This window comes from Actinoallomurus spadix, from assembly GCF_024055725.1.
Lineage (GTDB): Bacteria > Actinomycetota > Actinomycetes > Streptosporangiales > Streptosporangiaceae > Actinoallomurus > Actinoallomurus spadix.
In genome coordinates, this window is the sequence record NZ_JAMXMX010000027.1 from 79,273 (window position 1) to 93,160 (window position 13,888).

Annotated in this window: 12 protein-coding genes and 1 tRNA gene; 6 read left to right on the forward strand and 7 right to left on the reverse strand. The window is 72.5% G+C overall.

What is annotated here, in order from left to right; all coding sequences use genetic code 11:
- The first annotated feature begins 194 nt into the window (after nt 1-194).
- Nucleotides 195-962 carry a bestrophin-like domain gene (locus tag NE235_RS30770; RefSeq protein ID WP_252809115.1) on the forward strand — a complete coding sequence of 256 codons (768 nt, stop codon included), beginning with the start codon at nt 195-197 and terminating at the stop codon, nt 960-962.
- Between the two features lie 366 nt (nt 963-1,328).
- Here the strand turns inward: NE235_RS30770 and NE235_RS30775 are convergent, their stop codons facing one another.
- Together NE235_RS30775 and NE235_RS30780 are read right to left on the reverse strand one after the other, a co-directional pair.
- Nucleotides 1,329-1,634 carry a hypothetical protein gene (locus NE235_RS30775; RefSeq protein WP_252809117.1) on the reverse strand — a complete coding sequence of 102 codons (306 nt, stop codon included), beginning with the start codon at nt 1,632-1,634 and terminating at the stop codon, nt 1,329-1,331.
- A gap of 1,324 nt (nt 1,635-2,958) precedes the next feature.
- Nucleotides 2,959-4,617: a catalase gene (locus NE235_RS30780; protein WP_252809119.1), complete on the reverse strand. Its 1,659-nt coding sequence runs from the start codon at nt 4,615-4,617 to the stop codon at nt 2,959-2,961.
- Nucleotides 4,618-4,950: 333 nt separating this feature from the next.
- Here NE235_RS30780 and NE235_RS30785 point away from each other — a divergent pair, with 333 nt between their 5' ends.
- Nucleotides 4,951-5,196 (forward strand): DinB family protein, encoded by a 246-nt coding sequence (locus NE235_RS30785; RefSeq protein ID WP_252809120.1) that lies wholly within the window; start codon nt 4,951-4,953, stop codon nt 5,194-5,196.
- A gap of 55 nt (nt 5,197-5,251) precedes the next feature.
- Here the strand turns inward: NE235_RS30785 and NE235_RS30790 are convergent, their stop codons facing one another.
- Nucleotides 5,252-5,905, reverse strand: coding sequence for a response regulator (locus tag NE235_RS30790; protein WP_252809122.1), 654 nt, complete (start codon nt 5,903-5,905; stop codon nt 5,252-5,254).
- Nucleotides 5,893-7,023 (reverse strand): sensor histidine kinase, encoded by a 1,131-nt coding sequence (locus tag NE235_RS30795; protein WP_252809124.1) that lies wholly within the window; start codon nt 7,021-7,023, stop codon nt 5,893-5,895. Before NE235_RS30795 ends, NE235_RS30790 begins: the two co-directional genes overlap by 13 nt.
- Before the next feature lie 131 nt (nt 7,024-7,154).
- On the opposite strand from NE235_RS30795, the gene NE235_RS30800 reads away from it, so the two are divergent.
- Nucleotides 7,155-8,267, forward strand: a complete 1,113-nt coding sequence (locus tag NE235_RS30800; RefSeq protein ID WP_252809126.1) for an alpha/beta hydrolase — start codon at nt 7,155-7,157, stop codon at nt 8,265-8,267.
- Nucleotides 8,268-8,301: 34 nt separating this feature from the next.
- Here the strand turns inward: NE235_RS30800 and NE235_RS30805 are convergent, their stop codons facing one another.
- Nucleotides 8,302-9,036: an ABC transporter permease gene (locus NE235_RS30805; protein WP_252809128.1), complete on the reverse strand. Its 735-nt coding sequence runs from the start codon at nt 9,034-9,036 to the stop codon at nt 8,302-8,304.
- Nucleotides 9,037-9,038: 2 nt separating this feature from the next.
- Nucleotides 9,039-9,980: an ABC transporter ATP-binding protein gene (locus tag NE235_RS30810; RefSeq protein WP_252809130.1), complete on the reverse strand. Its 942-nt coding sequence runs from the start codon at nt 9,978-9,980 to the stop codon at nt 9,039-9,041.
- 108 nt (nt 9,981-10,088) lie between these two features.
- Here NE235_RS30810 and NE235_RS30815 point away from each other — a divergent pair, with 108 nt between their 5' ends.
- From NE235_RS30815 to NE235_RS30825, 3 genes are all read left to right on the forward strand, one after another.
- A complete protein-coding gene (locus NE235_RS30815; RefSeq protein WP_252809133.1) occupies nt 10,089-11,303 on the forward strand; it encodes a sensor histidine kinase in 1,215 nt (404 codons plus the stop codon).
- Between the two features lie 14 nt (nt 11,304-11,317).
- Nucleotides 11,318-11,980, forward strand: coding sequence for a response regulator transcription factor (locus tag NE235_RS30820; protein ID WP_252809135.1), 663 nt, complete (start codon nt 11,318-11,320; stop codon nt 11,978-11,980).
- Nucleotides 11,981-12,069: 89 nt separating this feature from the next.
- Nucleotides 12,070-12,696 carry a TetR/AcrR family transcriptional regulator gene (locus NE235_RS30825; protein ID WP_252809137.1) on the forward strand — a complete coding sequence of 209 codons (627 nt, stop codon included), beginning with the start codon at nt 12,070-12,072 and terminating at the stop codon, nt 12,694-12,696.
- Between the two features lie 958 nt (nt 12,697-13,654).
- On the opposite strand, the gene NE235_RS30830 is transcribed toward NE235_RS30825, so the two are convergent.
- A tRNA-Arg gene (locus tag NE235_RS30830) sits at nt 13,655-13,731 on the reverse strand.
- Between the last annotated feature and the right edge of the window lie 157 nt (nt 13,732-13,888).

The following is a 13,888-nucleotide window of genomic DNA, read 5'->3' on the forward strand; positions in this document are numbered from 1 at the left end:
CGCGCCCAGGGAGAGCTGACCGCAGGCGACCTCGCAAACCTACACATTTCGGCGTAAGTCACTCTCTGCTGCTGGCCGTCTCCGGACAGGAGGCGTTGCCGCTACTAAAAGGATACGTAGTGTGATAGTCATGTGACGGTGCGCTACAGGTCGGCGTACGCACGTCTCATCAACGGCAAGCCATGGAGACGGTCATGCTCGTGTTCACCCTCGCTGTAGCCGCGGCCGTCGGAGCCGTGTTCGCAGCCGCCTTCCTCTTCCGGAAGGCGCGCCACGGCGCCGACGACCGTGGCCCGGGCAGCACGACCGCGGGTCACGCGGGCTCGATGCTGTCCTCCCTCTTCCTGCTCGTCTTCGCGATCGCCATCGTCGTTCCATGGACCACGGCCGACTCCGCCCGGCAGAACACCCAGACCGAGAGTCAGGCGATCGTCGACGCCTACTGGGCCGCCGCGGCGTTGCCGTCGCCGGCCGGCACCCAGGTTCAGGCTTCGCTGCGCGACTACGTGCGCTTCGTCGTCGACAACGAATGGCACGTCATGCAGAAGGGACGGCTCAGCCAAGAGGGCTGGGCGCGCCTGGACACGCTGCGCGCCCAGGTCACCGGCCTCCAGGTCTCGGGCAATAACGCGGAGACCGCCCGCAGCACGCTCCTCGACCGGATCCGCGACATGTCGGCCGCCCGCGGCCAGCGCGCGGTCGACGCCAAGGCCAGCCCGCCGAAGGGCCTGCTGGCCCTCACGGTCATCACGGCCCTCCTCGCCGCCGCGTTCCCCTTCCTCGCCGGGGCCCGGCCCCGAGGTTCGGCTCTCATCCCGGCGGCCGCGATGGCGGCGATGCTCGCCATTGGGGTCTACCTCACGTTCGACATCTCGCACGTCTTCGACGGCGCGCTCCGCGTCAAGCCGGACGCGTTCACGTCGGCGCAACAGGAGTTCCCCCGCATTCCCGAGAGCCGGTGACCCATGCGCGCACGCGGCATCAGCGTCCTGGCCACGGGCTCCCTCATCGGCCTCATGTCGACTCCCGCTCTGGCCGACGACGGGGCCCGATCCGCCAAGACCCGCCCCTCCGGCCCGGTGCACCGGGTCTCCTCGGCCGAATCCTCCGACGACGCACCCTCCGCGACCCCGATCGCCGGTGGCCTGCTCGGCGGGCTGCTACCCAGCGGCCCGACCTCCCCAGGCGCCCGTTCCGACGGCCTGTCCTCCCGCAGGCCGTCCTCCGGCGGCCTGCACTCCCACGGGTCACCATCCGGGCGCCCGCATTCCGCGCGGTCGTCCTCCGGTGGCCCGCCCGCCACCGATCCCGCAGGCCCGTCGGCCCGGTCACCACGTCTCTCCGCCCGGCCCGCCCGAGAGGACCCGGCCGACCCGCGTGAACCCCACCCGCACCATCGGCACGGTCGGCGCGCTCCCGCACAGGCCCACCATGCCGATCAGATCCCCGGGCATCCCGGCCCCTCCGGCGTCCCGGCCGATCACCGCCTCGCCGCCACGGCCACCGACGACCCCGGCCTCCTGCCCGCACCCCACGGCTCCGGGCCACACCCCGAGACCGGCGCCCCTGGGCTCCAGCCCGCACCCGGCGGTTCTGGCCTCCTGCCCGCGCCCGGCGGCCCTGGGGTCCTGCACGCGCCCGACGGCTTGGGGCCCCGCCTCGTGACCGGCGGTCTCAGGCCGACCCCCGCTACCGGCGGCTCTCGTCTGCTGCCCGCGATCGGCGAGTCCGGACCGCCTCCCTTGATCGGCGTGTCTGGACTGTTGCCCGTGACCGTCGGCGACCCCGGTCCGCTTTCCGCCGTGGCGGGCGGTCTGCTGCCCATCTCCGTCGCCGCCGGTACCCCACGGCCGGTCTCCCTCGCGGTGGGTGGAGCACAGCCGCTGCTCTCCGCGACTCTCTCGGTCTGCCTCGATCTCGACCTGCTGCGCGCCTTGGACGTCCGCCTCGCCGTCGGTGCCTGCCGGCGCGCCGCGCCACCGGCACCCGTGCCGCCCGCCCCACCTGCACCACCGGCTCCGCCGGTCTCCCCGCCCGCCCCTCGACCGCCGGCGACGCCGCCCGCCACCCCGCCGCCGAACCCCGCTCCGCCTGCCGCGCCACCCGTACCGGCGGCACCGGCCGTGCCGGTGCGCCCGGTCGCCGTCCGTCCGGCCGCCCCGCGTCCAGCGGCTCCAGAACCACGGCCGACTCCAAGCCACCCGCCGACGTCGTCGTCCACTCCGGCCCCGGCACCCGAGAAGCCCACGGCCGTGCACCTACATCATCGGAAGAAGCCGCTGGCCACCCTCACGGTCATCGTCGTCCTGGCGGTCATGGTCGCCGTCGGTGCCGGCCTCGCGTTCGCCACCGTGTGACGCGGCAACTCGGGTTACGCGGCGACCGCACCGCCACCACGGTCAGGTCGCCGTCGGGACGGTTCCGGTGCCGTCGGCGTTGACGGGCCGATGACCTGTTCGCCGGGCTTCGGCGTCAACACCGGCGGCAAGGCGGCTGATCGATCCGGCCAAGCGATCCGGCGCCATCATCTGAGCAGGGAAGAGCCCGGGTTCTGACTCAGTTCTCGTGATGCCTGCGGCTAGCCGTTGGCCGGGTGTGTTCCAGCTGCACAGTGCGGGGTTGGTTCCGGCAGGCGCCGGGGTGGCGGCTTGTTTTTCAGGGGCGTCTACTCAGCCGAGAGGATTCTTCTCTCAGTAGCCGCTGACGGGAACAAGGTGCCCCCGGCGGTGCCCGCTTTGCCCGAGATGGCGTGCTGTGTCGTCAGCAAGGACGACGGCCCGCGCGCCGGAACGTCGCTCGAGAAGGTCTCCCAGCTCCAGTCGGTCTTCCGGCCCGACGGCACTGCCGCTGTGCCCGAGCCGGCCGTCACACCCGACTGGGCGATGCCGTGTCGCGCACGGTCGACTCCGCGGTCGGCACGGCACCTGACGTGCCGATCGCAGGCGGTCCTCCGGTCGGTCAGCCGACCTTGACGGCTCGTTCGTTCGGGACGCAGTGGGTCATCTGCAGGCCGTTGACATCCCTTGGGCCGTTGTGGCCGAGCTTCTCGAGCCGCGCGCGGTCCTCGTCGGTGAGGTCCTGGCTCGCCAGGGGCTCGAGGTGGGCGACGTCGTCCGGGCCGATGCCCAGGCCCTCCCCGACCCGCAGGCCCAGATCGTCCTCGGCGAGCAGGAAGTGCCAGACCATCCGCTCCTGGATGGGCCGCTCGCACTGCGAGAGCATCGTGACGAGGTTGTGGACCAGGTCGTCGCGCTCCCAGTCGTGCATGAGCAGATAGCGCTGGCCCGCCTGGACGTAGTCGTTGGTCCGGGGGATGCGCTTGCGGGTGAGCCGGCCAGTGATCGTCGGTCCCTGCTCGTCGTGGGTCGGGAACTCTCCCTCGCGCAGTCCGCCCGTGATCGACGGCTCGTAGTTGACGTGCGGATTCTCACCGCCCTGGTCGACGTAGTAGGTCATCAGGCCGTCGCGCTGGTTGGTGCGGACCCGGCCGTGCTTCGGCTGGTTGACCGGGAGCTGCAGGTAGTTGGGGCCCACCCGGTAGCGCTGCGTGTCGCTGTAGGAGAACGTGCGGCCGATCAGCATCTTGTCGTCGCTGAAGTCCAGACCGTCGATGAGGACGCCGGTGCCGAAGGCGATCTGCTCGTTCTCGGCGAAGTTGTTGCCGAGGCACTCGTCGAGCACCATGCGGCCGACCGGACGCGCGGGGAACCGGTTCTCCGGCCAGACCTTGGTGTCGTCGAGCGGGTCGAAGTCCAGCTCCGGGTGCTCCTCGTCGCTCATCGTCTGCACGAGGAGCTCCCATTCGGGGTACTCGCCGCGCTCGATGGCGTCCCGGAGGTCCTTCGTCGCGTGTCCGAGCTCCTCCGCCTGCACGGCGGCGGCGTCCGCGGCGGTCATGCTGCGCACGCCCTGCTTGGGCATCCAGTGGTACTTCACCAGGCAGGTCTCGCCCTGCTCGTTGACCCACTTGTAGGTGTTCACGCCGAAGCCCTGCTGGTGGCGGTAGTCGGCGGGGATGCCGCGCGGGCTGAACAGGTTCACCAGCATGTGAATGCACTCCGGCGTCTGCGACATGAAGTCGAAGATCCGGTTGGGTTCCTGCCGGAACGTGACCGGGTCCGGCTTCAGTGAGTGGATCACGTCGGGGAACTTGATGGCGTCCCGGATGAAGAACACCGCCAGGTTGTTGCCGACCAGGTCCCAGTTGCCGTCCTCGGTGTAGAACTTCACCGCGAACCCGCGCGGGTCGCGCGCGGACTCGGAAGAGTCCCGTCCGCCGATCACGGTCGAGAACCGCACCGCCACCGGGGTGCGCTTCCCGGCCTCTTGGAACAGCTTCGCGCGCGTGAAGGCGCTGATCGGTTCGTCGCCGAGCCGGCCGTACGCCTCGAAGTATCCGAACGCCGTGGTGCCACGGGCGTGCACGACGCGTTCGGGGATCCGCTCGCGGTCGAAGTGGCTGATCTTCTCCAGGAACTGGTAGTTCTCCAACGTCGCCGGGCCGCGGGCACCGATCGTCCGCTGGTTCTGGTTGTCGTAGACCGGGTGCCCTTGCCGGTTGGTGAGTACCTCACGATCATCATCCGGCCGGGGGCCCACGTTGGATACGTCCGTCATTGTGACGGCCTCCTAGGGATTCGTGTCTTCGTCCCTGGCCCCCTACCCGCTGTCACCGGTTCAAGCGTCGCGGCACTGCCGTTTTTCGTCGATTTCATCCCTTCTGATCAGCGGAGATGTCCCGCCGCCTACTAGTGGACGTGCCTGCGCCGACCACCCTGAGGTGAACGGAGAGTCACCGGCGAGAGCGACTCCGGGGGGATGGGGAAGGGCCGGTGTGCCGCCACCGCGCTCCGATCTCCTCGTCGCTGGGGGGGAGGGCCGGGCAGCGGTCTGGCCGGCGTGCCGGCGCGCAGGGCGTCCAGTAGTGGCGTCAGGTAGCGGTGGCGCAGCGTGGCGGTACGGTCGGGGCCGGCCGCGCTGGACGCCGCCGTTCACGCCTGGGACATCGCGGTGGCCACCGGCCGTCCGTCGCCGCTCGCCCCCGGGCTGGCCGAGCGCCTGCTGCCGGTGGCCGAGACGCTCGCGGAGCCGCTCCGTGGATTCGCCTACGCGCCCGCGCTCGACCCGCGACCGGCCGACGACGCCACCGCCGCGCTGCTGCGCTACCTGGGCCGAGACCCGGAGTGGACCCGCTGATCCACCCCGTCCGGCGGATCCACCGCACCCGCGTGCCGCGACCGGGCCGGCCCGGTCAGGCGAGGCCGGCGTCGTGGGCCAGGAGCGCGATCTGGGTGCGGTTGTCCAGGCCGAGCTTGGTGAGGATGCTGGAGACGTGGGCCTTGACCGTCGTGATGCCCATGGCCAGCTCCGCGGCGATGTCGGCGTTCGTCCGGCCACGCGCGATCGCGACGGCGACCTCGTGCTCGCGTGGGGTGAGGGCGGCCAGCGCGGCGCGGGCCCGCTCGTACGCCCCGGCCTGGACGATGGTGCGGTCCATCAGCCGCCGGGTGATGCGCGGCGACAGGATCGGGTCGCCCGCCGCGACCCGGGTGACCGCCTCAACGATCTGCGGGGGCGAGGTGTCCTTGAGCAGGAACCCGCTGGCGCCCGCCCGCAGCGCGTGCAGGATGTTCTCGTCGGTGTCGAAGGTGGTCAGCACGATCACCTGTGGGGGGCGGGCGCGGGCCCGCAGCCGGCGGGTGGCGACGATGCCGTCCACACGCGGCATGCGCAGATCCATCAGGACCACGTCCGGGGCGTGGGCGTCGGTGGCGGTGACGGCCTCCTGACCGTCGGCGGCCTCGCCGACCACGGTGATCCCGGCGGCGCCGTCCAGCATCATGGCGAGCCCGGCACGGACCATGGCGTCATCGTCGACCAGCAGCACGCGGATCACGCGGGCCATGGTAGCCAGGCCAGCAGCCGGAACTCCCGGTCGACGATCAGATGATCCAGGCGTCCGCCGGCGAGGCGTACCCGTTCGGTCAGCCCGACGAGGCCGAGCCCCGCGCCCGGCGCGACCGGGGCCGACGCGGCCTCCGGCAGCGGGTTGCGGATGTCGATGAGGAGGCGGTCGCCGGGGCCACCGCGCAGCACCATGTCGACCGGCCGGCCGGGCGCGTGCTTACGCGCGTTCGTCAGCCCCTCCTGCGCGACGCGGTAGGCGGTCCGGGCGGCGGCCGCCGGAAGGGCGGTGGCGTCGGTGACCTCCTCGCGCAGCCGTACGGGCTGCCCGGCGTCGCGGGCCTCGGCGACCAGGCGCGGCAGGTCGGCCAGCGTGGGCTGGACCGCCAGGTCGTCGTTCGCGTCGTCGTCCTCGCGCAGGAGGCCGATCACCTGGCGTAGTTCCTCCAGCGCCTGGTGCACGCCCGTGCGGATCACCCCGGCGGCCCGGGCGAGCTGCTCGGGGGAGGAGTCCGGGCGGTACTCCAGCGCCCCGGCGTGGGTGGCGACCAGCGAGAGCCGGTGGGCCAGCACGTCGTGCATCTCCCGGGCGAGCGTGCGCCGCTCGGCCATGCGGGCCTCGGCGACCAGCCTGCCCTGCTCGGCCTCGGCACGCTCGGCGCGCTCGCGCAGCGAGATGAGCAGCGCGTGGCGGGCGCGGGCCAGCGCGCCCCAGCCGAGCAGCGCGCCGTACGCGACGCAGATCAGCAGCAGCCACCAACCGGGGGAGATCCCGGAGTTGGGCCGCCAGAGTCCTCGCAGCACGTGCGCCGCGACGCCCGCCACGGCCACGGCCACCGCGACGGGGAACCGCCTGCGCCGGGCGACCTGCAGGGCCCCCAGTGTGGCCGCCGGTGTGGCGACCGGCGAGGCCGCGGCCAGGAGGGTCGCGGCGAGAGCCCCGGGGACCGGCCACCACAGCTGGGCGAGCGCGGTGGCCAGGCTCGCCACCGCGGCCGCGACGTCCAGCCACAGGGGGAGCCCGCCCGTACGCCCCCACAGCGGCACGGTGGTCAGCGTTCCGACCACGAGGACCACGCTCGCCACGGCGACCGTACGCGAAGATCGGATCTCACTCACCGGCTCAAGCTAACCTTCGGCGCCGCCGGCTCGTCACCTACCAAAGTCGGAGCCGGGCCCCACCGGGGCAGGACCAGAGGCGACCGCGCGCCCGATGCGGCGGACCCGCCGGGCGGGCGAGGCTGACCGGCGTGAACCTTCCCTACGGTTACCTGACCACCGTGGCCCTCCTCGCGGTCTGGACGCTGTTCTCGCTGATCGCCCCGCGCCGGCCCCGGCCGGTGGCCATGCTGGCCTTCTACCTGGCCGTGGTCCTGGGCGAACTCCCCTTCATGGGGCTCGCCTGGCTCCTGGCCTCGACCGTCCTGGCGTTCGTCCAGGGCGACCTCACCTCGCCTCTCACCGCCGGGGCGGCGGCGGTGACCGCGGCGGGCCTGGGCCTGGTGGCCTGGCGCGGCGGCCGGGCCCTGCCCGCCGTACGGCAGGCGATGGGAGCGGTGCCCGTCTCGCGCCGCCTGCCGTACGGGCGCATCCTCCTCGGCCCCTTCCTGCGGCGGCGGCACACCGTCGAACGGATCCCCGACCTGGCGTACGGACCCGCCGGACGGCGCAACCGCCTGGACCTCTACCGCCATCGTTCCCGGCCCACCGGAGCCCCGGTCCTGATCCACTTCCACGGCGGCGGGTACAAGGGAGGCCGGAAGAACAGCCAGTCCCTGCCCCTCCTGTACCGCCTGGCCGAGCAGGGCTGGGTGTGCGTCAGCGCCAACTACCGGCTACGCCCGCACGCGACCTTCCACGATCACCTGGTGGACGCCAAGCGAGTGATCGCCTGGGTACGGGAGCACGGTGCCGCGTACGGCGCCGACCCCGACCGGATCGTCCTGGCGGGCAGCTCGGCCGGCGCTCACCTGTCGGCCCTGGCCGCGCTGACGCCGGACGATCCGGCGTTCCAGCCCGGTTTCGAAGGCGTCGACACCTCCGTCACGGCGGTGATCGGCTTCGGTGGCTACTACGGGTCCTACTTCGGCATGGACGACCGGACCTCGCCGGTCGCCCACGTCCGCCCGGACGCGCCGCCGTTCCTCCTGGTGCACGGGGATCACGACACCCTCGTTCCGGCCGAGGACGCCCGGAACTTCGCCGAGCGCCTGCGCGAGGTCTCGGACCGGCCGGTCGTCTACGCCGAACTGCCCGGCGGGCAGCACGCCTTCGATCTGTTCGACTCCCTGCGGTTCCACGCCGTCGTCAACGCCGTCGAGGCCTTCGTCACGCGGGTCGCGTCGCCGGCCTCCCGCACGTGACGCCCGGCACCTCCTGATGCCTGCGGGCCGGGCGTCACGCGTCGCGACGGCGCACCGCCTGCCACCCGGCCAGCAGCGCGGCCGCCGCCCACAGCGCGGTCACCGCGAGCCCGGTCCAGGGGCCCACGTCTCCCACCGGGTCCTGGTGCAGCACCTGCTGCCCGGCCCGGTCCGGCAGATAGGCGGCGATTCCCCCGGCGACGTCGCCGACGACGAAAGACACGATCAGAATGAACGGGATGAGCAGGCTCAGCACCGCCACGGCGCTGCGCAGCAGGAAAGTGAGCCCCGCGGCGAACAGGGCCATCAGCGCCAGGTAGATCCCGGCGCCGGCGCAGGCCCGCAGCGCGCCCGGTTCGCCGAGGCCGATGGCGTACCTCCCCAGGAACGCCTGCCCCGTGAAGAAGGTGGCGAAGGAGGTGACAAGCCCCACGGCGAGAGCGCTGCCGCCCAGGATCGCCGCCTTGGCCGCGTAGAAGAGGTCCCGGTACGGTACGGCGGCCAGCGAGACGCGCAGGGCGCCGCTCGCGTACTCGGAGGACACCGCGGTCGCCCCGAACGCGACGGCCGCGATCTGCGCGAAGTTGATCGCGTAGAAGGCCCTGAGCACGGGGTCTCCGCCGTCGTCCGCCTCGGCCCGGCCCACGGTGGCGAACGCGAGCACGGTGATGGCGAGGGTCGCGGCGAGGACCGCGACGAGCGATCCGAAGCTCGCCCGGACCGACCGGATTTTGATCCACTCGGAGTGGAGTACCGCGGTGACGGACATGGTCAGGCCCCCTGGAGACCGGTCGGAGCGGCGGAGACGGCGGCGGAGTACTCGGTCTCCTCCGCGGTGAGCGCGAGATACGCCTGTTCCAGGGACGCGCGCTCGTCGGCGAGCTCGAGGACGGTGACGCCCTCGCGGGCGGCGAGGGCCCCGACCAGCCCGGCGTCGGCGCCGTGGACGATCAGCCGGCCGTCGTCTCCGTCCGCGATCGTGTGCCCGGCGGCCCGCAGCGCGGCCCGCAGCCGGGCGGGGTCGCCGGACCGTACGCGCACGCGCGCGGGGCTGTGCCGGTCGAGGAAGTCCCGCATGGGGAGGTCGGCGAGGAGCCGGCCCCGGCCGAGGACGACGAGGTGGTCGGCGAAGGTCGCGGTCTCGTTCATCAGGTGGCTGGAGACCAGGACCGTACGGCCCTCGCGGGCGAGCCGGCGCAGCAGCTCACGGATCCAGACGATGCCCTCGGGATCCAGGCCGTTGACCGGCTCGTCGAGCAGGAGCACCGCCGGGTCCCCGAGCAGCGCGGCGGCGATGCCGAGGCGCTGCCGCATGCCGAGCGAGAACGTCCTGACGCGGCGGCGCGCCGCCGGGGCCAGCCCGGTGTCCCGCAGCACCTCGTCCACCCGCCGGGCGGGGATGCGGTTGCTGACGGCGAGGAACCGCAGGTGGTCCCGGGCGGTACGGGAACCGTGGGCGGCCTGCGCGTCCAGCAGGGCGCCGACCGTGCGCAGGGGTTCCCGGAGCGTCGCGTACGGCCGGCCGCCGACCGTGGCGGTTCCGGCCGTGGCGCGGTCGAGGCCGAGGACGAGACGCATGGTGGCCGACTTGCCGGCGCCGTTCGGGCCGAGGAACCCCGTGACCCGGCCCGGCTCGACGCTCAGCGTCAGCCGGTCGACGGCCCGGGTCCCGCCGTACTCCTTCGTGAGGTCTTTGAGGTCGATGCTGGTCATGGCCTCAGCGTCGCCCGGGCGGGCGGGGCGCCGCGCCCCCCGCCGGAGGAGATCGTCTCCCCCGTACGGGGGGAGACCGGCCGGATCCGGCTCTGCGACGATGACCGGATGCCGGGCCTCCTGTCGCCGTTGACCCGCGCGGTCACCTACACCCGCTGGCTGCACCTGCTCATGGGGGCGATCGTGCCCCTCTCCTGCGCCATGATCTATCCCGGGCTGAGCCGCCCGACGGCGTCCGACTGGGCGCTCGTCCCCGTCCTGCCGATCCCGCTGATCCTGGCCGTGGCCCTGGTGCCCGGGATACGCCGGGCGGAGGGACTGCAGGCGAGGCTGATGCTGTTCCCCGGCGCGCACGCACGGGTGCGGAGCGAGGAGGACCCGGGTATCTCCGCCGCTCCATCCACCTCATGGAGCCAGCGCGCGAGGACCGGGGCCTGGCTGCTGTTGCGGGTGGAGGCCGGGCTCGCCGTCGCCGCGGTCACGGAGCAGTTGCTGGCGTTCACCCTGTCGTTCGCCGGGGCGGCCGCCGGGGAGCCCGACGTCGCCGACTCCCTGGTGCCGGTCTCCGGCACGGGCTGGGCGTACGCCCTGCTGATCCCGGTTTCCCTGCTCGCGCTGGCGGTGGTGGTGACCGGCGCGGGCGCCCTCATGGCGAGGGCCGCCCGCCGGCTGCTCGGACCGTCGGCGAAGGAGCGCCTCGCCGCGCTGGAGGAGCGCACCGAACGCCTGCTGGAGCGCGATCGCATCGCCCGGGAACTGCACGACTCCCTCGGCCACGCCCTGACTCTCGCGGTGGTGCAGGCGGGCGCCGCCCGGGCGTCCGCCGACCCGGGCTTCACGGACCGGGCGCTGGAGACCATCGAGGAGACCGGCCGGGCCGCGCTGGAGGACCTGGAACGGGTCCTCATGGTGCTGCGCGACACCGGGCGGTCGGCCGCCGCCCGGCCCGCCCTCGGCGAGGCGGACCGTCTGCTGGACTCCGCCCGGTCCTCGGGCGCGCAGGTCGACGCCGAGGTGACCGGCCCACTGGACCGGGTGCCGGGCCCGGTGTCCCGCGAGGGGTACCGGATCCTCCAGGAGGCCCTCACCAACGTGCTGCGGCACGCGGGTTCCGTGCCGGTCCGGGTCCGCATCGTCGTGGAGGAGAAACGGCTGCGGCTCGAGGTGCGCAACCCCCTGACGGCGGCGGCCTCGGCGTCCGGTGCGAGCGGTGGAAGCGGGCTGCGGGGGGTCCGGGAGCGAGCCGCGTTCCTCGGCGGCGAGGCCCGCGCGGGGCGGGACGGCGGCGACTGGCTGCTGCACGTCGACCTGCCGATCCGGTGATCTACGCTGACCGGATGCCGCTCACGATCCTCCTGGTCGACGATGAGCCGCTGGTACGGGCGGGCCTGCGCGCCGTGCTGGAGGCCCAGCCGGACATCGAGGTGGTGGGCGAGGCGGCCGACGGCGCGGCCGTGATCCCGCTGGTCCGGCGGCTGCGCCCCGACGTCGTCGCCATGGACGTGCGGATGCCGTTGATGGACGGCATCGAGGCCACCCGGGCGGTGCTGCGCACGGTCCCGGACCCACCGAAGATCATCATGGTGACGACGTTCGAGAACGACGAGAACGTGTACGGCGCGCTGCGCGCCGGCGCCGACGGATTCCTGCTCAAGCGGGCCAGGCCGGCGGAGATCGTGCACGCCGTTCGGCTCGTGGCCGAAGGCGACTCGTTGCCGTTCCCGGCGGCCGTCCGGCGGCTGGCCGCCTCGTACGGCGAGAACGACGGCAATGCCGAGGCCCGGGCGGTCCTGAGCCGTGCCGCGCTGACCCGGCGCGAGGAGGACGTGCTGCGCCTCATGACGCGCGGCCTGTCGAACGCGGAGATCGCCGCCCACCTGGTGGTGGGCGCCGAGACCGTCAAGTCGCACGTGAGCTCCATCCTGGCGAAGCTCGGGGCCCGAGACCGTACCCAGGCGGTCATCACGGCGTACGAGTCCGGCTTCGTCTCCCCGGGCTGAGGTCCGCGGGCCGGTGCCCCGGGCTGGGCTTCGCGGGCCGGCGCGGACCGTATCGGAGCACCCCGTCCGGTTCCCCTAGAGTGAGAGCGGTGACGGCCCCAGTGGTTCACGAACTGCGCTCGGACGCACGGGACAACCAGGAACGCATCCTGGAGGTGGCCCGCGCGGCCTTCGCCTCCGAGGGATTCGACGTGCCGATCCGGGAGATCGCCCGGCGCGCGCAGGTCGGTGTCGCCACCGTCTACCGGCGCTTCCCGACGAAGGAGGCGCTGCTGGCGGCGGCCTTCGCCGAGCGGATGGCCGCGTGCCTCACGATCGTCGAGGAGGGCCTGGCGGCCGCCGACCCCTGGCAGGGGTTCCGCCTGGTGATCGAGAGGCTGATGGAGGTGCACGCCCTCGACCGGGGCTTCGCCCGCGCGCTCACCTCGAAGTTCCCCCGGGTGTTCGACTTCGCCGAGGGCCGCGGCCGCGCGCTGCGCGGGCTCGCCGAACTCCTCAGCCGCGCGAAAGAGGCGGGCGGAATCCGGAAGGACGTCGTGCTGGAGGACGTCGTGCTGGCGCTGATGGCGAACGAGGGCATCCGAGCCGACTCGCCGCAGGCACGCGTCGCGGCCTCGCGCCGCTTCGCGGCCCTGATGATCCAGTCCTTCCGAGCGGACCCGGCCCCGGTGCCACTTCCGTCGCCCGTCCGGCCATCTCTCCCCATATCCCAGTGAAGACCCCTGACGGCCTGGTGGGCTGGCTCAGTCTTTAGCCTCGCGCTTTCACGCGGGCGCTGGACGATCTGATCGTTTACATGAGAAAAGTGCCTCTGAGCTGGGAGGATCGGGCTTGTCGAGAGTCCTGTCCGCCCATGCTGAAAGGCACTTTTCAGGTGCAGCCTACCGGTCGCCGCCCCAAGATCACGGTGTCTTCGGACGGTAAGGGAATCGTCGGTCAGGCCGGGGGCCTGCTGCTGATGGAGACGTTGCGGGTCACCGGGCTGGATCAGGGCCTGTCACAGGCGCTGGAGCGGTGGCGGCCGTGGTTAACGCCGTCGGCGCCTCCGCACCTTGAAGGCCATCACGCCCACCACGGCGAGGACAGCCACGGTCAGCCACACCGCGGTTGGCGCACCGGACAACAGGCCAGCGGCAGTCAGCAGGGATCCGATCAACATGGGTGGTGCTCCTTCGATGGTCACTATCGCGACGGCATAACCGCTGATGACGACGCTACGAACACCGCCCCGAGTGTGTCGTCGGCTCGCAGTAGGGAACCGCGGTGGAGATTTCCCAGGCAGGTGTCCACCCCCCGATCTCCACCTCCAGCACGAGGACACCCTGCCCGGAACCGGCTAGTGTCACCGCCGATCGCCTCAGTGACCGCATGGAATCAGGGAGGGCGTGATGGCGAGCATGCATGCCGCATCGGCGCCTGTCAGGGCGGTGCGGACCCCGGCGGAGGATCCGGCCTGGTTAGTAAGCGGCTACGACGAGGTGCGGGCGCTGATCGCTGACTCGCGTCTGTCGTGGACCACGAGCGCGGCGGGTGCCTCCCGCTACTCGCAGGCGGCGATGATGGACCACCCCGATGCGCTCGGGCAGAACTCCGGTGCGGGTATGTCCTTCGCGAAGGTGCTGGCCCGACCCTGCTCGGCTCCGCAGGTCGGGGCCTCGATCGGCCTGGCAGAGGTGGCGCGCCCAGAGGGATTCGAACCCCCGACCGTCGGATTAGAAGTCCGATGCTCTATCCAGCTGAGCTATGGGCGCTCAATCGATCGGCTCCGAGTGTACGGACTTCACGGCGTTCATGCGTCACCGATGAGGACAGGGACGACCAAAGGCATGGTCTGCGGGGTGGCCTGATGCGGCCGACATCCGCCGCGCCGTCGTTGACACGGATGTTGCGCCTCTTGTTGACTCCGCC